General features: G+C 67.4%; 15 protein-coding genes. 6 read left to right on the top strand and 9 right to left on the bottom strand.

The window, feature by feature from the left end; genetic code table 11:
* Nucleotides 1-13: 13 nt before the first annotated feature.
* Nucleotides 14-1,207 carry an ROK family transcriptional regulator gene (locus tag K254_RS0116845; protein ID WP_026556355.1) on the top strand — a complete coding sequence of 398 codons (1,194 nt, stop codon included), beginning with the start codon at nt 14-16 and terminating at the stop codon, nt 1,205-1,207.
* Between the two features lie 106 nt (nt 1,208-1,313).
* On the opposite strand, the gene K254_RS0116840 is transcribed toward K254_RS0116845, so the two are convergent.
* From K254_RS0116840 to K254_RS0116815, 6 genes are read right to left on the bottom strand one after another with little or no spacing between them, the layout of a single operon-like run.
* Nucleotides 1,314-2,429: a Gfo/Idh/MocA family protein gene (locus tag K254_RS0116840; RefSeq protein WP_026556354.1), complete on the bottom strand. Its 1,116-nt coding sequence runs from the start codon at nt 2,427-2,429 to the stop codon at nt 1,314-1,316.
* Nucleotides 2,414-3,124 (bottom strand): ThuA domain-containing protein, encoded by a 711-nt coding sequence (locus tag K254_RS0116835; protein WP_026556353.1) that lies wholly within the window; start codon nt 3,122-3,124, stop codon nt 2,414-2,416. Before K254_RS0116835 ends, K254_RS0116840 begins: the two co-directional genes overlap by 16 nt.
* A 9-nt stretch (nt 3,125-3,133) precedes the next feature.
* Nucleotides 3,134-4,339, bottom strand: a complete 1,206-nt coding sequence (locus K254_RS0116830) for a Gfo/Idh/MocA family protein (protein ID WP_035750834.1) — start codon at nt 4,337-4,339, stop codon at nt 3,134-3,136.
* Nucleotides 4,340-4,365: 26 nt separating this feature from the next.
* Nucleotides 4,366-5,259: a carbohydrate ABC transporter permease gene (locus K254_RS0116825; RefSeq protein WP_026556351.1), complete on the bottom strand. Its 894-nt coding sequence runs from the start codon at nt 5,257-5,259 to the stop codon at nt 4,366-4,368.
* 1 nt (nt 5,260) lies between these two features.
* Nucleotides 5,261-6,193, bottom strand: coding sequence for a carbohydrate ABC transporter permease (locus tag K254_RS0116820; protein WP_026556350.1), 933 nt, complete (start codon nt 6,191-6,193; stop codon nt 5,261-5,263).
* Nucleotides 6,190-7,521 carry an extracellular solute-binding protein gene (locus K254_RS0116815; RefSeq protein WP_026556349.1) on the bottom strand — a complete coding sequence of 444 codons (1,332 nt, stop codon included), beginning with the start codon at nt 7,519-7,521 and terminating at the stop codon, nt 6,190-6,192. The genes K254_RS0116820 and K254_RS0116815 overlap by 4 nt, the downstream gene beginning before the upstream one ends.
* Nucleotides 7,522-7,747: 226 nt before the next feature.
* On the opposite strand from K254_RS0116815, the gene K254_RS0116810 reads away from it, so the two are divergent.
* The 3 genes from K254_RS0116810 (at nt 7,748) to K254_RS23795 (ending at nt 15,227) form a co-directional block, all read left to right on the top strand.
* A complete protein-coding gene (locus K254_RS0116810; protein ID WP_026556348.1) occupies nt 7,748-8,812 on the top strand; it encodes a LacI family DNA-binding transcriptional regulator in 1,065 nt (354 codons plus the stop codon).
* 138 nt (nt 8,813-8,950) lie between these two features.
* Nucleotides 8,951-10,072: an NlpC/P60 family protein gene (locus tag K254_RS26400; RefSeq protein ID WP_051389322.1), complete on the top strand. Its 1,122-nt coding sequence runs from the start codon at nt 8,951-8,953 to the stop codon at nt 10,070-10,072.
* Between the two features lie 358 nt (nt 10,073-10,430).
* Nucleotides 10,431-15,227, top strand: a complete 4,797-nt coding sequence (locus tag K254_RS23795) for an NPCBM/NEW2 domain-containing protein (RefSeq protein ID WP_231391890.1) — start codon at nt 10,431-10,433, stop codon at nt 15,225-15,227.
* Between the two features lie 99 nt (nt 15,228-15,326).
* Here the strand turns inward: K254_RS23795 and K254_RS0116795 are convergent, their stop codons facing one another.
* Both K254_RS0116795 and K254_RS23790 read right to left on the bottom strand, forming a co-directional pair.
* The gene (locus K254_RS0116795) at nt 15,327-15,974 is read right to left on the bottom strand and encodes a response regulator transcription factor (protein WP_026556347.1); all 648 of its coding nucleotides are present in this window, start codon (nt 15,972-15,974) and stop codon (nt 15,327-15,329) included.
* Nucleotides 15,975-15,983: 9 nt separating this feature from the next.
* Nucleotides 15,984-17,327 (bottom strand): sensor histidine kinase, encoded by a 1,344-nt coding sequence (locus tag K254_RS23790; RefSeq protein ID WP_196810989.1) that lies wholly within the window; start codon nt 17,325-17,327, stop codon nt 15,984-15,986.
* A gap of 120 nt (nt 17,328-17,447) precedes the next feature.
* Here K254_RS23790 and K254_RS0116785 point away from each other — a divergent pair, with 120 nt between their 5' ends.
* A complete protein-coding gene (locus tag K254_RS0116785; protein WP_026556346.1) occupies nt 17,448-19,130 on the top strand; it encodes an ABC-F family ATP-binding cassette domain-containing protein in 1,683 nt (560 codons plus the stop codon).
* Here K254_RS0116785 and K254_RS0116780 read toward each other — a convergent pair.
* Nucleotides 19,127-20,299 carry a TIGR03364 family FAD-dependent oxidoreductase gene (locus tag K254_RS0116780; protein WP_051389320.1) on the bottom strand — a complete coding sequence of 391 codons (1,173 nt, stop codon included), beginning with the start codon at nt 20,297-20,299 and terminating at the stop codon, nt 19,127-19,129. The genes K254_RS0116785 and K254_RS0116780 overlap by 4 nt on opposite strands.
* 165 nt (nt 20,300-20,464) lie before the next feature.
* Here K254_RS0116780 and K254_RS0116775 point away from each other — a divergent pair, with 165 nt between their 5' ends.
* Nucleotides 20,465-21,217 (top strand): GntR family transcriptional regulator, encoded by a 753-nt coding sequence (locus K254_RS0116775; RefSeq protein ID WP_026556344.1) that lies wholly within the window; start codon nt 20,465-20,467, stop codon nt 21,215-21,217.
* The last annotated feature ends 11 nt before the right edge of the window (nt 21,218-21,228 follow it).

The following is a 21,228-nucleotide window of genomic DNA, read 5'->3' as shown; positions in this document are numbered from 1 at the left end:
GGAAAATAGGGCCATGACCGCCATCGACCTGCCGCACCCTGCGCCGCCCGGCGACGCCTCGCGGTCGGCCAACCCGTCCCGGATCCTGACGTTGGTCCACCACCACGGGAAACTCAGCCGGGCCCAGCTGACCAGGCTCACCGGCCTGAACCGGTCAACGGTCAGCGTGCTCGTGGGCCAATTGGCGGCGGCGGGGCTGGTGTACGAGGCTGCCGCATCGGGGGAGTCCCAGGTGGGCCGGCCCAGCCCCGACGTCCATGCCAATCCTGCCGTCGCGGCGCTGGCAGTGAACACGGAGATCGACGCCGTCACCATCGGCCTGGTGGGCCTGGGCGGGCAGGTGCTGAAGAAGATCCGCTACGCCACCGAACGCATCCCCACGGCGTCGGAGGCGGTCAACATTGCGGCTGCGGTGATTGCGGGAATGCGCTCCGAGCTTGAGGCCCGTTACAAGATAGTGGGCCTCGGCGTCGCCGTGCCCGGGCTGGTCACCACCGTCGACGGCATGGTCCGGCTGGCACCCCACCTTGGGTGGGAGGACGAGCCGCTGGCCCGGATGTTCACCCAGGCCACCGGCTACCCTGCCACCGTGGCCAACGACGCCTCCCTCGCGGCCGAGGCGGAGATGGTCTTTGGCGCGGCCACCGGCCTCCGCAACCTCATCTACCTCAACGGCGGGGCCAGCGGCATCGGCGGCGGCATCATCACCGAGGGCAGGCTGCTGACGGGGGTGTCCGGCTATGCCGGCGAGTTTGGCCACACATTTGTTGCCGCCAACGGCCGGCGCTGCCACTGCGGCGCCCTGGGCTGCCTGGAAACCGAGGTGAGCCAGGCGCCTCTGCTTGAAATGGCGGGGCTCGACGGCGGCGAGCCTGGCGAGCTGGCCGGCGCGCTCCGCACCGCCCCGGGCATGGAGGCCATGGCCGAAGTCCGGCGCCAGCTGGGGCATCTGGGCACGGCGTTGCGCAACATCGTGAACATCTTCAACCCCGAGGCCATTGTGCTGAACGGGTTCCTGGCGGCCCTCCTTGCGGCAGCCCCGGGGGAGCTGCAGGACAACCTCCGGGCTGAATCCATGCGCGGACCCGGCGCCGAGGTGCGCCTCTCCCCGGCGGTGCTGGGCTCGGACCTGATGATGGTGGGTGCCGCCGAGCTTGCGTTCTCCGGCCTTTTGGCCGATCCCCTGGGGCATGCCGAAGGCAACTAGACAGTCCTGCCGACAGGAAACGGCCCCGGACGGATTGCCGTGCCCGGGGCCGCTGTCCTGGACCGCTGCCGCATCGAGAATGCGGCAGCGGCTCCGGGTGTGCCGGCTATGGCGCTGCCAGGGCCGCCGGCTCCGTGAGAGGAACGGCAGCGGGCCGCTCGCAGCTGCTCGAAACGGTGATGGAGGTGCCCGTTTCGGCGGACCGGAGCAGGGATTCCATGACGTCCAGGGCGTGGAAGGCGAGCCTGCCGCCGGCCCGGGGCTCGGTTCCTGGCGGCGTCAGGGCCAGGTCCTGCAGCCCAATGCCCCGGCTGGACCCGGCGTATCCGGCCGAGACCGGAAGCGTGCGCCATTCGGTGTCGCCCAGGGTGCGCAGCTTGACGTCCCCGTCGAAGTGGTTGGGGTCCGGCACGATCAGCGAGCCCGTTTCGCCGTGGATTTCCAGATTGGCCGCCTGCGTGGCCACGGCGTCGAAGCTCATCACCAGCGTGGACAGTGCACCGGATTCATGGACCAGCACGCCGCTGACATGGGTGTCTGTGGTGACGGGCACGGATTCCCCGGCCCGTGGACCGGTGCCGATGGTGCGGGTGGTGCGGGTGTGGCTCGCGGCCCCGACCACCGATGCCACCGGTCCCAGCAGGGTTACCAGCGCCGAGACGTAGTAGGGGCCCATGTCCAGCAGCGGGCCGCCGCCGGGCGCGTAGTAGAAGTCCGGGTTCGGGTGCCAGCGTTCGTGCCCCGGCGTGACCATGGTGGCCGTGGCCGAGATGGGCCTGCCGATCAGGTTGTCATCGATGGCGCGGCGTGCCGTCTGCGTCCCGGTGCCCAGAACCGTGTCCGGAGCGCAGCCCACCACCACCCCGGCGGCCGCGGCGGCGGCAAGGACCCCAGCCGCCTCTGTGGAGGTCGCGGCGAGCGGCTTTTCGCCGTAGACGTGCTTGCCCGCGGCAATCACCTCCAACGCCACCTGGGCGTGGGCGGCCGGGATGGTGAGGTTCAGGACCAGCTGAACCTCGTCGTCGGCGATCAGTTCACTGACCCCCAGTGCCCGGACCCCGGGGTGTCCGGCCGCGATGGCCTGGGCCCGCGCGTGGTCCAGGTCGGCGACGGCGACCAGCCGGACGGCATCCAGCACCGGGAAGGTCTCCAGATACTGGCTGATGATGTTTCCGCAGCCGATGATGCCAATGTTCAGGGGAGTGTTTAGCGGCTGGCCCACAGCATGCCTCTTTCAATGATGGTTTTGACGTTCGGATCCTGGAGGACTTCAACACAATGCCCGGGGGTGGCGACAAAGATCCGCCCTGCACCCCACTGGCGCGTCCAGATTGCCGGGGCAGTCACCGGGCGGGTCCAGGCATCCCACTCCCGGGCCGGCAAGGTGGTGGTGGCAAGGACGTCTATGTAGTCGTCGGCGAGCACCCAATACTGCTCGGTGGTGAGGTCGAAATCACCGATCCCGACCGTGATCGGGTGTTCTTCGGCGGCCGGCAGCATCTCCACCCGGTACGGGAGGAAGTTGTCCGAGGCGTCCCCGACATGTTCGCTGGCGTGCTTTCCCGGATGGCAGGCGAACTGGCCGCCGATGAGGTGCAGGTAGTCGGAGTTGTTGCGGTACGAGTCGGCAATGCCGCCGTGCCACCCGGCCATCCCTGTGCCGGCTTCGATGGCTGCCCGCAGGCCGGCGAATTCGCCCGGCTCAATGGTGGTCATGGTGTTGCATTGGACAATCAGGTCCACAGTGGCCAGATAGTCCGCGTCCGCGTACACGGCGGTGCCTTCCTCGATCCGGACGGTGAATCCGTTGGCTTCCAGATGCGGGATGAACAGATCGGTGGCCTCGATGGGCTGGTGGCCGTCCCAGCCGCCGCGCACCACCAGGGCATTCTTTGTTGTTGTCGCCGTTGTTGTCACGAAGGGTCCTTAGCTGTTGGTGGTCTGGTAGGTGGGTGTCCAGGTGCTGCTGTTGCCCGCGCTGTGCTCGACGGCGGCCAGCACCCGCTGGACCTGGAGGGCGTCGGCGAACGACGGCGTCGGCGCGGTGCCGCTGCCCAGGGCCCGCACGAGGTCCACCACCTGGTGGGTGAAGCCATGCTCGTAGCCCAGGCCGTGGCCGGTGGGCCACCAATTGCCCACATAGGGGTGCTCGGGCTCGGTGACCATGATCCGGTGGAATCCGCGGTCCCCGGCGGCATCGGCGTTGTCGTAGAACTGGAGGAAGTTCATCTCCTCGAAGTCGAAGGCCAGCGAGCCCAGGGAGCCGTTGACCTCCAACCGCATGGCGTTCTTGCGGCCCAGGGCGGCGCGGGTGGCCTCAAACACGCCGATGGGTCCGCCGTCGAACCGGGCGCTGAAGATGACGGCGTCATCAACCGTGACGGGGCCCTTGGCCGTGTTTTCGTCCGTTTCGCCGTGGCCGCCCAGGCCGACAAACTGCCCGCCCACAGGCCGCTCGGTGGTGAAGGTTTCCATCAGCGCCGAGACGCCGGTGATGCGCTGGCCCGTGACGAACTGTGCGGCGTCGATGCTGTGGGCGCCGATGTCGCCCAAGGCGCCGGAGCCGGACTTTTCCTTGTCCATCCGCCAGGTCAGGGGTGCGTTCTCGTCCGAGAGCCAATCCTGGAGGTACTGGGCCCGCACGTGGCGGATGGTGCCCAGCCGCCCGTCGTCGACCATCCTCTTGGCCAGGGCCAGGGCAGGGGTGCGGCGGTAGGAGTATCCGCACATCGCGTAGACGCCCTTGGCCGCTGCCTCGGCGGCGACGGCGGCCATCTCCTCCGCCTCCGCCACGGTATTGGCCAGCGGCTTTTCGCAGAGCACGTGCTTGCCTGCCTTCAGGGCGGCAATGGCGATCTCGGCGTGGGTGTTTCCCGGTGTGCAGATATCCACCAGATCGATGTCGTCGCGTTCGATGAGGGCGCGCCAGTCCGTTTCCGTGGACGCCCAGCCCATGCGGCCGGCGGCCTCCTGGACGGCCGCCTTGTTCCGGCCGGCCAGGGCCGTCAACTCGGGGGCCAGCGGCAGGTCGAAGAAGCGGTGCGCGGTGTGCCAGGCGTGGGAATGGGCAGCGCCCATGAAGGCGTACCCCACCATTCCCACACGCAGGGAAGGTGTTTGGTTCTGTGGCATGTCGGTGGTCCTTTCGGTGGCCATGGCTACTTGCTGAAGCCTGCGGTGAGGCCGCTGAGCAATTGGCGGCGGCCCACAATGTAGAGGACCAGGATGGGCAGGGTGGTCAGCACCACGGAGGCCAGCACCGCCGGGATGTTGACGCTGAACTCGCCCTGGAACGTCCACAGGGCCAGCGGCAAAACCCGCAGTTCGGGGCTTTGGGTCAGGATCAGCGGCAGCAGGAAGCCGTTCCAGACGCCCAAACCGTTGTAGATGGCCACCGTGACGATGGCCGGCTTGGTCAGAGGGAGGGCCAGCCGCCACATGGTCTGCCATTCGCTGCACCCGTCCAGGCGCATCGACTCGAAGAGCTCGTTGGGCACGTCGCGGATGAAGTTCGCCATAATCAACACGCTCAACGGGATGGCGAAGGCGATGGAGGGCAGGATGATGGCCAGCAGGCTGTCGTACAGGTTCAGCCGGATGATCATCAGGTACACGGGGATGATGGTGGCCTGCAGCGGAATGGCCAGGCCCATCAGGAACAGGGCGTTGACACCCTTGAGGAAGCGGCCCTTGCCGCGCACGATGGCGAACGAGGCCATGAAGGCAAACAGCACCGTGGGGACAACCGCCCCGACAGTGATGATCGCGCTGTTGAGGAAATACCGGGCAAAATCGGCCTCCAGCACCATCCCGTAGTTCTCCAGCGTGGGAGCGGTGGGCAGCGCCAGCGGGTTTTGGCCAAAGTATCCGGCCTGGGTCTTGAGGCTGGTGATGACGATGTAGTAGATCGGGAGGATGATCACGGCCAGCCAGATCCACCCGGCGGCACCAGCGGGCAGGTTCAATTTCCGGAGCTTCCGCTTCAACCCGGCGTTCCGTGCTGGGGCGGCTGCCGGTGCGGACACTGCCGACTTGGGCAAGGTGGTGGTCATGCTACATGCCTTCCAGTTGGCTGCCGTTGTTGTCTTTGCCGCCGAGCCGCTGCAGGAACAGCGCCAAGGCCAGGCCGATGCCCACCAGGATGACGGCAATCACGCTCGCAGGACCCATCAGGTTGGCCTTGAATCCGGTCAGGTACATGTCCAGCGGCAGGATCCGAGTGGCATTACCGGGTCCGCCGCCGGTGAGGACGAAGATCAGATCGAAGTACGTCAGCGCACCAACCGTCATGAGGGTGGAGGAGGTGATGATGGTGTACTTCAACTGCGGAACGGTGATGTAGAAGAACTGCTTCACCCGGCCGGCGCCGTCGATCTCCGCCGCCTCGTACAGGGACCGCGGAATCTGCCGGACACCGCCCTGGTAGATGAGCGTGTGGAAGGGGACAAACTGCCAGGCAATCACAAAGATCACGACGCCGAGGGCCAACTGCGGGTTTCCCAGCCAGTCCTGTGCGAGGGCGGGCAGTTTCAGCCCCTCGGCCAGGCCGAAGTTGGGGTCCAGCAGGGCCTTGTAGGCGATGGCGATGGCCGCCGAGGACAGCAGCAGCGGCAGGAAGTAGATCACGGCCAGCACCGCCCGGTACTTCTGCGCGCCGGCTGTGAAAACGCCCAGCAGCAGGCTGATGGGCGTTTGGACCAGCCACGAGACCACCATGACCACGAACGTCAGCCACAGGGCATTGTACATGACAGGGTCGGAGAAGACGGCCAGCCAGTTGCCGATGCCGTTCAGGGTGATGGCGCCAATGCCGTCCCAGTTGGTGAAGCTGAGCAGCAGGACGCCCACCAGCGGAACGATGGCAAAGACGAGGAACAGCACCAGGGCCGGCAGCACCAGCCACGCCAGCGCGCCGCCGGTTCCCCTCTCCGGCCGGGCGGAGGCCGCCTTGCGCCGCGTGCCGAGCGGGGCAGAGACAGTGCTCATTTGCCCAGTGTCGCATTCATGTTGGCGGCAAATTGCTCGGGAGTGACGGCCTTGATGAACAGCTGGTCGATGTTGTTCAGCAGGGCCTCGGCCGCGGTGGGGCTCAAGGCCTGGTCCCAGGACTGCTGGAACGACGGCGCGTCCTTGGCCAGGGTGTAGACGTACGTCAGGAAGTCCTTGTCGTCGGTGGCGGCCAGCTGGTCCTCGATGCCCGTGGCAATCGGCACCGCACCGCTGGCGATGTAGCCGGCGACCTCCTCCTTGGTGAACAGCCCATCCTTGAAGTACTTCTTGGCAGTTTCCTTTTCCGCATCGGTGGCCTTGGCCGAGATCGACAGGTAGTTGGCGGGGTTGCCCACGGCGTTTTTGGGGTCGCCCTTGCCGCCGGTGACGGTGGGGAAGTCCACCCAGCCCAGCTTTCCGTCCTGGACAAACCCGGCGCCGTCGTTCTTCATGCTGCCGTAGGTCCAGCCGCCGTGGAGCATCATGGCCGCCTTGCCGGTGAACAGCAGCGCCTGGTCCGCATTGCTGTCGGCAGTGATGGAGGAGAAGCCCTTGATGAATCCATCCGCCGACACCAGGTCCTGGATCTTGGCCAGTGCCTCCAGCGCCGCCGGGTGGGACCAGGCATTGGCCTTGCCGTTGTAGATATCGGTGAACACCTCCGGGCCGCCCACCCTGTCGAACATGTACTCAAGCCACATCATCGACGTCCAGCGTGACTGGCCGCCCAGTGACAGGGGCGCGATGCCCATGTCGTTGAACGTCTTTGCCAGCGCCATCAGATCGTCCCAGGTCTTGGGTGGCTGCGCGTTGGCCTTGGCGAAGAGTTCCTTGTTGTAGTAGAAGACAATCGGCTGGACCGTCTGGGAGGGCATGGCGTAGATCTTGCCATCAACGGTGGCGGCGCCGAACGAGGACGGGAAGAGCTTGTTCTTCACCTCGGGGTTGGCGGTGAACCAACTGGTCAGATCCTCCACCTGGCCGGCCTCTGCGTAGGACTTCAGCGTTCCGCCGCCCCAGCCATAGATGATGGTGGGAGCCTGCCCGGCGCCGATGGCCGTCTTGATCTTGGTCTTGTAGGCATCGTTTTGGAACACCGTGACCTTGATCTGGCTGGCCGAATTCTCCTTGTTGAACACGTCAACTGTGTTCTGCCTGATCGTCTCGTTGGGCTTGCCTGTCAGCGACCACATTGTGGCTCCGCCGGACCCGCCGCTGCTGCCTGCGGGTCCGGACGTGCCGCAGGCGGTCAGACCCCAGGCAGCGAAGGGCGCCAGTGCCGCGAGGGACAGGAATGTACGGCGCGACGTGGGTGTGTGTTTCATTCTTATCTCCATTGAAAAGAGCCAGGGGACCTGGGCCGATGTGCGGTGCATTGGAGCACCTGCTCCAAAAGAATCGTTCGAAACATTTCGCAACTAATTTCGCGATTGGATAGAACCTAGCCGTGGGCTGCGTCACATGTCAAGGACTGTTTGCGGATAATGTTGCCAATTTCACACCCTTCGGGCACACTTCAGGGAGTGAAAGTTTTCGATGGCTGGAGTGGAAATGCGCGAAAAGAAGCCGGCAGCCAAGCCGGTTCTGGCAACAGTTGCCGCTTTGGCCGGCGTGTCGGCACCAACCGTGTCCAAGGTGATCAATGGCCGCGACGATGTAGCGGCGGGCACCCGGGCCAGGGTGCAGGCGGCACTGGAGGAGCTGGGCTATGAATCGCCCGTTCAGCGCCGGGCCAAGTCCCACGGCCCGGCAATGGTGGATCTGGTCATCGACGGCCTGAACAACCAATACGCCCTTGAGGTGCTTACCGGGCTGCTTGACTTTGCCGCCAGTGAAGACGTGGAAGTGGTGGTCAGCAATGTCACGCCGGCCAAGCTGCACAGCGCCAACCATGAAGAGTGGGCCCAGCGGATGGCCGACGCCGGCCGCAAGGGCCTGATTCTGGTCACGAGCGAAATCACGGCCAAAGCGTTGTCGTCGTTTTCCCGCCGCAACATCCCGGTGGTGGTCATTGATCCCCTTAATCCGCCCCGCAGCGGCATCGTCAGCGTGGGCGCCACCAACTGGGCCGGCGGCAAGGCTGCGGCGGAGCACCTCATTGGGCTGGGGCACCGGCGCATCGCCTTCCTGGGCGGACCAAATGCGGCCGAATGCAACGTTGCCCGACTGCATGGCTATCTGGCGGCGCTCATGAGCCACGGCATCGAATCGATCCCGGACTATGTGCTGATGGGGCAGTTTTCCGCCGGCTTTGGGGTCGAGGGGACGCGGCGCCTGCTGGCGCTGGATGAGCCACCCACGGCCATTTTTGCCGCCAGCGATGCGACGGCTCTTGGCGTGCTGGACGAGGCGCGGCGCCAAGGCGTGCGCGTTCCGGACGACCTGAGCCTGGTGGGATTCGACGGCACCGCCCTGACTGAGCAGACGTTGCCCCGGCTGACGGCCGTGGCACAGCCCTTGTTTGAGATGGGCCGTGCCGCCCTCCGCTCGGTGCTTCGCCTGGCCAACGGTGAAGTCCTTGATGCGGACCACGTCGAGCTGGCCACGGAGCTGGTGGTTCGGGACTCCACCGCAGCCCCCCGGATCCACCGTGCTGCCGCCGTGGCACGGGATTAATTCAATCCCACGTAATAATCCGTCGGCCCTGTTGGGCGCCCCTGTCTGGGGCGTACCCTCTGAACTACCGTTCATGCCCCAACAGGAGGTCTCCTTGTGAAGGATCCGGCAGCCCCCGGCAGGGCATATCGAACAACCATGGCACTAGTCTGTGCCGCACTGTCCGGAGCAGGATTCTTCACCGCCACTGCCTTTGCCCAGGCTCCCGAACCAGTTTCGCTGCAGCAGCCCGTCGCCGAGGCGGGTGCGGCGGGCAACCCCTGGGCCGAGGCGAAGGCCGGCTCGCTGGCCGGAGCCAACCTTGGGTTCGCTAGTGTCCTCGTGCTGGCCCAGGCCAATGCCGTTCCGCCGACCATGAACTTCCCGGAGCCGGGCAGCATTCCCGGCGTGGTGGGGACCATGTCCGCCTCGGTGCAGGCAGCCATCATCAAGTCCGCCTACCAGGGTCTGGGCCACCCCTACGTCTGGGGTGGCACCAGCTACCAGCTCGGCTGGGACTGCTCGGGATTCGTGCAGTGGGCCTACCGCCAGGCCGGACTCCAACTGCCCCGCACCGAACAGTGGGAGGGTCTGACGGCCACCTCCACCCCGCAGCCGGGCGACCTGGTGGTGCAGAACCCCGACGGCCCCAACCACTGGGCGCACATTGGGATCTACATCGGCGAGGGCAGGATGATCAGTGCGCTGAACCCCGCCGTGGGGACCGTGCTGCTGCCCGTTGCGGCCACCGAAATCGCCGGAAAATCAATGTATTTCACCATGGTGGACCCGAATACCGACCCAAAGGAAACGGACAAGGCGACGGAGTCCCCGAGCGCGTCGTCGTCGGCGCCCGGGACCACCGGTCCGGGCACCGGAACGCCGACGACGCCGCCGGCCACCTCGGCGCCGGGCAGCCCCTCGCCGTCGCCCTCGGCGCCGGGCAGCCCGTCGCCGTCGCCCACGCCGACGGACCCCGGCACCGAGCCTCCCGTCCCGTCGGACCCGGGCACGGCCACCCCCACCCCGGACCCCACTCCGACGGAACCACCTGCCACGGGCACCGGAACGCCGTCGCCGGAGCCGGTGGAGACGGCCGCACCCAGCCCCGAGGCCACGGCCTTGGAAACGGCCACGGCGCAGGCCAGTGGATCGCCGACGGCGCCGGCATCCGCCTCGCCCACGGCGCTGTCCACCGAGGCATCAGGCGCCGATCCGAGCGGCGCCACCGCCACCGGATCCGCCTCGCCGACGGCGGTGCCGGCCAGCCAGGAGCCGTAGCCGCCGGCCCCGGTACCGCCGGTCTGCCGCCAAAATGGCGGCCAGAGGCAGCGGCCGGTCAAATGCCAGTGACGAACAAGAGGCCGCAGCCCCCGGGTGAACCGGAGGCCGCGGCCCCTTTGTTGTGCCCGGCGGGCAGGGGGCAGATCCCCACCCTTGTCACATTCTGTTGATAGGGGTTGACGCAGATCACATTCTTGATTGATTATTAGTGCACGTTATACGGAATTACACGTCACGAATCATCATTTCAATGGAAAGTGTGTGCATGTCCCCGTTTCTAAAAGACAGACGTCCCTCCCCATCGCCACAGCCAGGAGCCAAGAGGGGGTTTGCCAAGCGGGGAACCTCCCTTGCCATGGCCGCCCTCCTCAGCCTGGGGGCCGTTCCGGCCCTCTCCCTCGCCCTCCCGGCGGCCCCGGCGGCGGCCGCACAGGGAGACCCAGCCGGCCCCTCCGGCATCACGGCGCAGTACCCCGTTGACCCGGCCGGCACCAGCCTGGGTGCCATCTCCGGATTCAGCCAGGTGGGCAATGTCGTCAACCTGACCCCAGCGCGCGGCGCCATCCGCGTCACCTTCCTTGACGCCAAGAACTTCCGGGTCGAGGCCGTACCCGCGGGCGCCTTCACCGACCCGGCCAACAGCCCCACCGCCGACACCACGGCCAACGCGAACATCATCGTCGGCGCCGACCAGTTCACCGCCGCCGCCGTGGCGGTGGAGGACGGCGGGACGCTCAAGCTCAAGACCAGCGCGCTGGTCCTGGAGGTTGAAAAGTCCACCGGAAAGTTCACCCTCAAGCGCACCGATGGGTCCATCGTGTGGCAGGAATCCTCCGCTCTGACCTTCGGCGCCACCTCCACCACCCAGCACCTCAAGCCCAAGGAGGGCGAGCAGTTCCTGGGCGGCGGCATGCAGAACGGCCGCAGCGTCCACACCGGCTCCACCATCAACGTGGCCCGCGACTACGACTGGGACGACGGCGGCAACCCGAACGCGGTGCCGTACTACATGACCAATGCCGGCTACGGCGTCCTGCGCAACACCTTCGCGCCCGGCTCGTACAACTTCACCGCGAACGAGAGCACCACGCACCAGGAGGCGCGCTTTGATGCCTACTACTTCGTGGGCGACTACAAGCAGTCCCTGGACAGCTACACCAAGCTGACCGGCCGCCCGCACCTGCCGCCGGTGTACGCCCTGGAATACGGCGATGCGGATTGCTACAACCGCTCCAACCCGTCCTACAGCTCCTCCGGCGGCAGCACCGTTTCGCCCAAGCAGCACACCTTCGACGCCGTCCAGACGGCCGCGGAGTTCAAGGCGAATGACATGCCGGCCGGCTGGATGCTGGTCAATGACGGCTACGGCTGCGAGTACACGCCGGACCCCGTTCCCTATGACCCGGCCAATCCGGGCCAGGGCCTGGGCGGCACCGTCAAGGCGATCAAGGACGCTGCAGACCTGAAGACCGGCCTGTGGACCCAGCGGTCGCTGGTGAACACCCCCACCGAGGTGGGCCAGGACGGCATTGCTATGCGCAAGCTGGATGTGGCGTGGGTGGGCGCGGGCTACCGCATGGCCCTGACCTCGTGCATGTCTGCGCATGACGGCATTGAGCAGTATTCCCCGGCCCGCGGCACCGCGCTGATGGTCGAGGGCTGGGCCGGTTCCCAGCGCTGCGGCATGCAGTGGACGGGCGACCACTCCGGCAATCTGGACGCCGTCCGCTGGGCCGTCTCGGCCATGGCCGGCTCCGGCAACTCGGGGCTGGCCTTCACCACCTCCGACGTCGACGGCATCTTTGGCGGTTCGCCGGAGAGCTATGTCCGCGACCTGCAGTGGAAGGCGCTGTCCCCGGCCCTCTACTCGATGAGCGGCTGGGCCGCCGTGGACAAGCGCCCGTGGCTCTACGGCGATGCCGCCACGGCCATCAACCGCAAGTACCTGCAGCTGCGCCAGGAACTGATGCCGTACATCTACTCCATGGCCGTGGAATCCAACAAGACCGGCCTGCCGATGATGCGCACCATGGCCCTGGAATTCCCCAACGATCCGCTGTCCTACAGCGCCGAGGCCAACACCCAGTACATGCTCGGCTCGGACTACCTGGTGGCCCCGGTCTACCAGTCCACCGACGTCCGCAATGGCATTGTGCTGCCGGCCGGCAGCCAGTGGATGGACTACTGGAGCGGCAAGGTCTACAACGGCGGCCAGGTCCTCAACGGCTACAAAGCGCCGCTGGAAACGCTGCCGATGTTCGTCAAGGTCGGTTCCGTCGTGCCCAAGGGCATCGTGGCCCGCAACGCCAGCCTGGTCCCCGAGGACGCCGCGCTGACGCTGGACGTCACCCCGTCCGGCACCTCCACGGTGGTGCTGAACGAGGATGACAAGACCACCCGCGAGTACAAGAACGGCCGCAGCAGCACGCAGACGTTCACCGTTGCCGCACCGGAGAAGAATGCCGGCGATGTGACAGTCACCATCGGCGCCCGCCAGGGCAGCTACACCGGCATGGCCGCCAGCCGCCCCTACAACCTTGAGGTGCACACCGGCTCCGCGCCGGACGCCGTCACAGTGGGTTCCACCACGCTGGCCAGGACTGCCACCAGGGCGGCCTTCGACGCCGCCGCGACCGGCTGGTTCTATGACGCTGCCGACGCCGGTGGCACCGTACTGGTCAAGTCCGGCCAAGTTGGGGCCACCGCCGCCTCCAGCGTGGTGCTGAAGAACGCCAGCGCCACCGGCGGCAAGGATTCCGACGCCGCAGCGGCAGAGGTGTCCGTCAAGCTCGGCGCCCAGGTCTTCCAAGGTGCCGAGACCACCGCCACGGCCGTCTTCACCAACACCGGTGCCAAGGCCAAGACCGACGTCGCCGTCGCCGCCACGCTGCCCGAGGGCTGGACCGTCAAGTCCAGCACCGGTGCGGCGGCCGCTTCGGTGGCCCCCGGCGCAAGCCTCGCGGCAACGTTCGTGGTGTCCCCGGGAGCCAGCTCCGCTGCGGGCCAGCAGACGGTTGGGGCCGCCGCCACGTACAAGGATTCCACCGGCGGCGCCCAGAGCGTGTCCGGTGCCAACCAGCTCTACGTGGCCTTCGGCTCCCTGGCAGGTGCCTACAACCACATCTCCGTGACCACCGTTGCGGGCAAGGCCACCGGCAACTTCGACGGCGGCGGCGCCAGCTTTGCCGCCGAGCAGCTCGCCACGGCCGCCACGCCGGCAGGCGGCGTGCGCCCCGGATCCACGGTGACCGTCGACGCCGGCCTGCCCACCAAGGTGGACTACACCTGGCCCTCGGCAGGGCCGGATGTGAAGAACGCCGTCGCCCTTGACGGACAGACCATTGCCCTCAGCGGCAAGGGAACCCAGCTGGCGATTCTGGGCGCCGCGGCGTCCGGCAGCGGCGTCAGCCCGGAGCTGACCATCAAGTACACCGATGGGTCCGTGCAGAAATCCACGGTGTTCTTCCCGAACTGGCTGCAGCCGGCCAACAAGGGCGGCGCCACGCTGGCCGTCTCCGAGGCCGGGCGCAACAACGCCACCGGCGCCTCCCCGGAGTACACGCAGTACAGCTACCAGGCCTTCTCCAACTCGATCCGTCTGAACCCGACCAAGACCATCGCGTCGGTGACCCTTCCGACGGCCGGCAACGTGAAGTTCTTCGACTGGAAGGTGGTCGACTGGCCGCTGCCCACCGCGCCGGCCACCGATGCCTTTGCCTCGGATCTGACGGCGATGTCCGCCACCACCGGCTGGGGCGTCATCGGCAAGGATGTGGCGAACAAGGACGCCGCCAATTCCCCGGACGTCCCGCTGAGCGTGAACTTCCTCGACCCGGCAACGAACAAGTACCCCACTTACGCCAAGGGCCTGGGTGTGCACGCAGCCTCCAAGATCACCTACTACCTGGGTGGGCAGTGCAGCCGCTTCACGGCCGACGTCGGCCTGGAAAAGGGCTTCGGTGGCAACATCATCTTCCGCGTGGCCAGCGATGGCGCGCAGAAGTACCAGAGCCGCACCTTCACCCCGCAGTTCGCGCCGGAGCACATTGATCTGGACGTCAGCGGCGTCGCCTACATCGACCTGACGGTGGACCCGGCCAATGCCGGCTCCATCAACGGCGCCCACGGCGTCTGGGGCGATGCAAAGTTCACCTGCGAGCCTGCCGACACCACGGCCCCGGTAACAACTGCGGTCCTTTCCGAGGAGGAACCGGAGAACGGCTGGTTCACCACCGCCCCCTCCGTGACGCTGTCCGCGACGGACAACAAGGGCGTCGCCGCCACCGAGTACCAGTTCGACGACGGCGAGTGGACCGAGTACACGGAGCCGGTGGAACTGCCCGAGGGCAGCACCGTCTTCAACTACCGCTCCTCGGATGCGGCAGCCAATCTGGAGTCCACCAAGACGCTCGGTGAGATCAACGTGGACACAGTGGTTCCGGAGGTTTCCGCCACCGTGGACACCGCGGCCCGCACCGTCGCCATCGATGCCACGGATGAGGGTTCCGGGATCGATTCGGTGGAGTACTCCACCGATGCTGGTTCCACGTGGAACACGTACACCGCTCCCATCAAGGCCGGCGACGGCGGAGCCTCCGTCGCCTACCGCGCCACGGATGAGGCCGGCCTCGTGGGCGGATCCACCGCGGACGCCGTCGTGGCGGCCAAGGAAACGCCGCAGCCGGGCACGCCCAGCATCGACGCTCCGACCGCTGCCACGCCGGGTTCCACCATCACGGTGGCCCTGGGTGGACTGGTGCCCGGCTCCACGGTGGAGCTGTGGCTGCACTCCGAGCCCGTGCTGCTGGGCGCGGTCGTGGTCGGCGCCGATGGCACAGCAACCATCACCGCCGCCCTGCCGGCGGGTCTGGAGGCCGGGACGCACACGCTGACAGTCGTCTCCGGCGGCGCCACGCTGGCCAGCAGCGCACTCACTGTTGCTGCCGCCGTCGACCCCGGCGAGACGACGCCGGGCGGCGGAACCATAGGCGGTGGGACCACGAGTGGCGGCACCACCGCAGGCGGACAGGCCACCACCGAAGGCGGGCTCGCCTCCACGGGGGCCAACGTGCTGCTGCCCGCCGGCCTTGCACTGCTGCTGGTTGCCGCCGGTGCGGTGGCCACGGTGGTGGTGCGCAGGCGCCGCGCCTAAGCATGACCGCATAGATCCGGCCGCCGGCCGCCGCACGGGGGAAACAGTCCAAGTGCGGCGGGTGGCGGCCTTCTGCGTTCGGCTTCCGCGCGACAGATGTCAGCGCTGCTGGAGGTACTCCAGAACCGCGAGCACCCGGCGGTGGTCCTGCTCCGATGGCGGCAGCGCCAGCTTGGTGAATATGGAGGTGACGTGCTTTTCCACTGCGCCGGCGCCAACCACCAGGGCCGCGGCGATGGCCGCATTGGTCCGGCCCTCCGCCATCAACGCCAGAACCTCATGCTCGCGCGGAGTGAGAGCGGCCAGCGGGTCCGCGGCGTTGCGCTGGCGCAGCAGTGCGGCAATGACCTCCGGGTCCAGCACTGTGTCGCCGCGGCAGATGCGGGAGATGGCGTCGGCGAAGTCCTCCAGTCGGGCAACGCGGTCCTTGAGCAGATAGCCAACACCGCCGGATCCGGTGCCAAAGAGTTCTGTGGCATAGCTGGGTTCCACATACTGCGACAGCACCAGGACGGCCGTGCCGGGGTTCATCCGGCGGACCTGGACGGCGGCGCGCAGCCCCTCATCCCGGTGCGACGGTGGCATGCGGACATCGGTGATGAGCAGGTCCGGCCGGTGTTGGGCCACGGCCAGCAGGAGTTCGTCGCCGTCGCCCACGGCAGCGCAGACCTCCGCGCCAATCTCGGTGAGCAGCCGGACGAGGCCCTCGCGCAGCAGGACTGAATCTTCGGCGAGGACAACACGCATGCCCACAGCCTAGCGGCCGCCACCTTCCGGTGGTGCTGCCAGTGGTGCTTCCAGTGGGATGCGGGCCGTGATGGTCGTGGGGCCGCCGTCGGGGCTGTCCACGCCCAGTGTGCCGTCCACACCCGCCAGCCTGTCGACCAGCCCGGCCAGGCCGTGGCCCTTGCCCACATGGGCCCCGCCCACGCCGTCGTCGCGGACGACGACGGCCAACTCGGTGGGCAGGCGGCGCAGCGCCACCGACACCGCACCGGCCCGGGAGTGTTTGGCGGCGTTGGCCAGTGCCTCCGAGACCACAAAGTAGGCGGCATTCTCCACACCCTCCGCAAGCCGGGCATCGGCGCCCAGATTGTCCGCAACCGTGGCTGGCACCGGGCACCGGCCCGCCAGGGATGCGGTGGCGGCGGCCAAACCGCGGTCGGCCAGGATGGGCGGGGCGATGCCCCGGGAAAGGGCACGCAGTTCGGCCAGCGCGGCCCTGCTCTGCTCGATGGCCCCATCCATCAGCGTGACAGCCTGCTCAGGGTTGCTGGCCACCTGCCGCTTGGCCGCCTCAACGTCCATCTGCAGGCGGATCAGCCGCTGCTGGGGTCCATCGTGGAGGTCGCGCTCCACCTTGCGCAGGGTCTGGGCCTCCTCGGAGACCACCTGGGCGCGGCGCTGCGAAAGTTCGGCGCTGCGGGCACGCAGGGCCGCGTTCTCATTGGTCAGCAGGAACCTGGCGGCGCCTGCGTCCGCCACGGCAAAGAAGTGGACCACAAAGGGCAGCGTGAGCAGGAACAGCACGCCAACCGCCAGATCCAGCCACAGCTGCACATCCGCGGCGTTCATGCCCCACCGCACATCCAGGCCCATCAACTGTGCGAGTTCAACGCTGTCCTGGGGCAGGAACGGGCTCCAGAACCACTTGGTCAGCCCTGCGGCAGCTGTCGCAAGCCAGGACACCACAAAGGAGAAGGCGACGGTCCGCAGCGGGAAGGACACCAGTGTTCCGTGCAGCACGTCCTTCCACCGCTGGGCGTCGGCCAGGCCCGCCAGCATGCCCTTGATGGTGCGCAGCTTCAGGGGCCGGTAGTGGACGGGCGGAATTGCGCCGGCCCAACGCCGCAGCGCGGCCCGGTTGATGCCGGCAAAGAAGGAGGCCGCGGAGAGGGACAGCACCAGAATGGGCAGCCCGATCCAGATGATGAAGGTGCCCGCCCCGGTGGCCAGCAGGGTCACCAGCACGATGAAGGAGACCAGGGAGACAAAGAATCCAGGCAGCAGATACGCCAGGTCTGCGCCGATCATGCGCCAGGTGGAGGGGCGGCCGATGAACCAGCCACGGGGTGCAGGTGCTGCTGCGGAATAGGTCATGCTTCCATCCTTGCCTGTGCGCAGGCCGGCAGCCATCCGGCCAGCATCCCAGAATGCCCTCGGGTTAACCCCACCCCGGCACCGTGCGGGCGATTGGACGCCGGATGGGACCATTGAAGTGTGGGACATATTGACGTGGCAAACATTGACTATTTTCTCTCCGACGGCCGGCAGCTGCTGAACGGAGTGGCCTTCCGTGTGGCCGACGGCGCCAAGACAGCGCTGATCGGGCCCAACGGCACGGGCAAGACCACCCTGCTGCGCATCATCTGCGGGGACATTTCCGCCGATGAGGGCGTGGTGTCGCGCTCGGGGAACATGGGCGTGATGCGCCAGTTCGTCGGCCAGGTGCGCGATGACACGACGGTCCGCGAGCTGCTGCTCTCGGTGGCCGCGCCCGCAGTGGCCGCCGCCGGTGCCGCCGTCGACGCCGCCGAGGCCGCCATGCTGGAGCACGACGACGAGCCCACCCAGATGGCGTACGCCCAGGCGATTGCCGATTGGGGCGACGCCGGCGGCTACGAGATGGAGACTACCTGGGACGAGGTCACCATGGCCGCGATGGGCGTGGACTTCTACAAGGCCCAGTACCGCCTGGCCTCCACGCTCAGCGGCGGCGAGCAGAAGCGCCTGGTTCTGGAGGCCCTGTTCAGCGGCCCGGACGAGATCCTGCTGCTCGATGAGCCGGACAACTACCTCGACGTGCCCGGAAAGCGCTGGCTGGAGGCCAAGCTGGCCGCCAGCGAGAAGTCCGTGCTGTTTGTCAGCCACGACCGCGAGCTGCTGGCCAATGCCGCGGACCGCATCGTCACCCTGGAGCCGGGCATCAACGGCGCCTCCAGCTGGACCCACGGCGGCGGCTTCGAGTCCTATGTTCAGGCCCGCGCGGACCGCAATGCGCGCTTCGAGGAGCTGCGCAAGCGCTGGGACGAGGAGCACATCAAGCTCAAAGAGCTCGTGAACATGTACAAGAACAAGGCCGCGTTCCGCTCCGACATGGCCAACCGGTACCAGGCTGCCCAGACCCGTCTGGCCAAGTTCCTTGAGGCCGGTCCGCCCGAGGCGCTGCCGATCGAGCAGAACGTGAAGATGCGGCTCAAGGGCGGGCGCACCGCCAAACGGGCCATCGTCGCGCAGAAGCTGGAACTGACGGGGCTGATGAAGCCGTTCGACGCCGAGATCTGGTTTGGCGACCGCGTGGCAGTCCTGGGCTCCAACGGCTCCGGAAAATCGCACTTCCTGCGGCTGCTGGCCGCCGGCGGCTCGGATCCGGACAAGGAGCACGAGCCGGTCTCCGAGGTGGAGATCAAGCATGTGCCGCACACCGGTTCCGTGAAGCTGGGGGCGCGCATCCGCCCGGGGTTCTTTGCCCAGACGCACGCCCGCCCCGATCTGTTGGGCCGGGTGCTGCTGGACATCCTCCACCGTGGCGACGAGCACCGCTCCGGGCTGGGCCGCGAGGCCGCAGCCGGTGCGCTGGACCGCTACGGACTGGCCTCCAGCTCCGAGCAGAAGTACGACTCGCTCTCCGGCGGCCAGCAGGCGCGGTTCCAGATCCTGCTGTTGGAGCTCTCCGGCGCCACGCTGCTGCTGCTCGACGAGCCCACCGACAACCTGGACCTGCACTCCGCCGAGGCGCTGGAGAAGGCCATCGATGCCTTTGAGGGCACGGTGCTGGCCGTCACCCACGACCGCTGGTTTGCGCGCAGCTTCGACAGGTTCTTTGTCTTCGGCTCCGACGGCAAGGTCTACGAGAACTCCGAGCCGGTTTGGGACGAGAAGCGGGTGCAGCGCGCCCGCTAGGCGCCACCAGCCGACGACGCCGCCAGGCGCCTGGTGCTGCCCAGGGTCTCGAACGTCCTGCGGGCCAGGCCGAAGGAAATGGTCATGCCGATGCCGGAGGTGACGGTGACGGTCGTGACAGTTGCCGACGGGCTCTCGATGAGAAAGCTCTGCCGGGCGGAGGTGGCGTAGATGCCCTGCCAGCGCTGGCGCACGGCCAGTGGGCCGGTGCCCAGCAGCGTCGCGGTTGCCCTCAGCAGGGTGTCCGAGGTGGCCTCGTCCAGGAACGGGTCCATCGTGGCGGCGGTGATGTGGCTGTCGCCCACAATCAGGGATCCATCCGGGCGCTGGGTGAACATCAGGTTGGCATCGATGGACAGCAGCTCGGGGGAACGCTCTTCCATCTCCGTCCGCAGTGCGGCGGCCGCGGCGGTCTCCGCGAAGGCCGGGTAGCGGAGCATCGAGGTGCCCGAGAGCACGGCCTGGCTGATCCGGCGTCCGCCCGGTGCCTCGACCAGCGCCATCTGCAGCCCGCAGCGCTTGACTTCGAACTCCTCGGCCAGCTCCGGGTACACCTGGTCCAGGTCGTGCCCCACACACACCAGGGTGTGCGCGGCTTTGATCGTGCCGCGGGAGGTCTGGGCCACGCCGTCGCTGCTGCCCCGGTAGCTGGTGCGCCAGGAGAAGGTGACATTGGGCTGGGCCGCCAGCCAGAGGGCAAGCCTGCCCACGGCTTCGCGGGGGTCCACCCTGACGTCGCTGTGCAGCAGCGCGCCGCCCACGATGGCCGGATCGCCGGAGCCGCCGAGGCGGTGGTGGACATCATGGGCGGGGACCAGTTCCACTTCGCCCGGCCGGGCCGCCGCCAGTTCCTCGATGACACCCAGCTCGGCGCCGCTGCGGGCAACGGCCAGCCCCCCGGACTCAACGGAAAAGAAACCGGCCAATTCGCTGTGCCGCAGCCAACCTTCGCGGGCCGTCCGGGCCAGTTCCAGCAGTTCGCCCGACTGTGCCGTGACACAGGCATGTCCGAAGTTGCGCACCGAGGCGCCGGCCGCGTGGAAATCACGGTCGATGATGTGCACGCTTAGGCCGCGGGACACGGCCTCCGCGGCATGGGCCAGGCCGGTGATGCCGGCACCCACAATCAGGATGTCGCACGCGTCGGCGGCGGGAAGTGTTGAGGTCATGGCAATGACTGTGCCCTGTTGCCCCGGGGAAATTCAAGTCAAAATGCCAGATGTATATACAAGTTAAGGAACGGTTCGCTTTGGGCGCCGACTGTTCATTTCTTGTTCAATAACGCCCCCATATTTTAACGGTTTCCAGCCACCGGTGACTTGTATGATCAACTCATGAATGTCCCATTGCACCAGCGCCTCGGCGAGGAATTCCGCGCCCGGATAGCCAACGGCACATGGGCGGAGGGCACCCAGGTCCCCTCCGAAGCGGAGCTGTGCCGGGAATTCGGCGCCTCCCGTGGACCTGTGCGGCAGGCACTCGCAGCCCTTCGGGCCGAACAACTCGTGGTGGGCGGCCGCGGCAAGCCGCCGCGTGTGCGCTCCGCCGTGGTCTCCCAATCCGTGGAAACCTTCATGTCCTTCACGGACTGGGCCCAAACACTGGGCAAGGAGCCGGGCCAGCGGACGCTGGAAATCGCCCGGCGGGCAGCGGCGCCGGAAATTGCCGTCCAGCTCCGCTGCGCGGAGGGCGATCCGGTGGTTTCCCTCCTGCGCCTGAGGCTGCTGGACGGCGAGCCGGCCATGGTGGAGCGCTCCCATTTTGTCGCTGATGTGGGCCGGCTGCTCTTTGATTTCGACACCGACTCCGGCTCCACCTTCCGCTATCTGCTCGACTGCGGCGTGGACCTCCACAGCGCCAGACACACCATCGACGCCGTGGCAGCCGACGCCACGGATGCCAGCCTGTTGGAAATTGCGCAGGGGGCGCCGCTGCTGCGTGAACGCCGCGTCACGTACACGGCCGAGGGACGTCCGCTGGAATATGCCGAAGACAGGTACCGGCCCGATATGGCCAACTTCATGATCCACAACACCGTGCACCAGCGGGCCAACATGGCCCGGGTGCCAAGCACCCCCGAACGTTAAGGAAGAACCCC

This window comes from Arthrobacter sp. 35W, from assembly GCF_000482545.1.
Lineage (GTDB): Bacteria > Actinomycetota > Actinomycetes > Actinomycetales > Micrococcaceae > Specibacter.
Note: the sequence above shows the minus strand (reverse complement) of the source record. Positions and strands in the feature narration are given on the sequence as shown.

Excerpts from the sequence above, each read along its gene's own strand:
- K254_RS0116795 (WP_026556347.1), bottom strand. The coding sequence starts at position 15,974 with ATGCGTGTTGTCCTCGCCGAAGATTCAGTCCTGCTGCGCGAGGGCCTC.
- K254_RS0116815 (WP_026556349.1), bottom strand. The coding sequence starts at position 7,521 with ATGAAACACACACCCACGTCGCGCCGTACATTCCTGTCCCTCGCGGCA.
- K254_RS26400 (WP_051389322.1), top strand. The coding sequence starts at position 8,951 with ATGGCACTAGTCTGTGCCGCACTGTCCGGAGCAGGATTCTTCACCGCC.
- K254_RS0116820 (WP_026556350.1), bottom strand. The coding sequence starts at position 6,193 with ATGAGCACTGTCTCTGCCCCGCTCGGCACGCGGCGCAAGGCGGCCTCC.
- K254_RS23795 (WP_231391890.1), top strand. The coding sequence starts at position 10,431 with ATGGCCGCCCTCCTCAGCCTGGGGGCCGTTCCGGCCCTCTCCCTCGCC.
- K254_RS0116775 (WP_026556344.1), top strand. The coding sequence starts at position 20,465 with ATGAATGTCCCATTGCACCAGCGCCTCGGCGAGGAATTCCGCGCCCGG.
- K254_RS0116825 (WP_026556351.1), bottom strand. The coding sequence starts at position 5,259 with ATGACCACCACCTTGCCCAAGTCGGCAGTGTCCGCACCGGCAGCCGCC.
- K254_RS0116845 (WP_026556355.1), top strand. The coding sequence starts at position 14 with ATGACCGCCATCGACCTGCCGCACCCTGCGCCGCCCGGCGACGCCTCG.
- K254_RS0116830 (WP_035750834.1), bottom strand. The coding sequence starts at position 4,339 with ATGCCACAGAACCAAACACCTTCCCTGCGTGTGGGAATGGTGGGGTAC.
- K254_RS0116810 (WP_026556348.1), top strand. The coding sequence starts at position 7,748 with ATGCGCGAAAAGAAGCCGGCAGCCAAGCCGGTTCTGGCAACAGTTGCC.
- K254_RS0116780 (WP_051389320.1), bottom strand. The coding sequence starts at position 20,299 with ATGACCTCAACACTTCCCGCCGCCGACGCGTGCGACATCCTGATTGTG.
- K254_RS23790 (WP_196810989.1), bottom strand. The coding sequence starts at position 17,327 with ATGACCTATTCCGCAGCAGCACCTGCACCCCGTGGCTGGTTCATCGGC.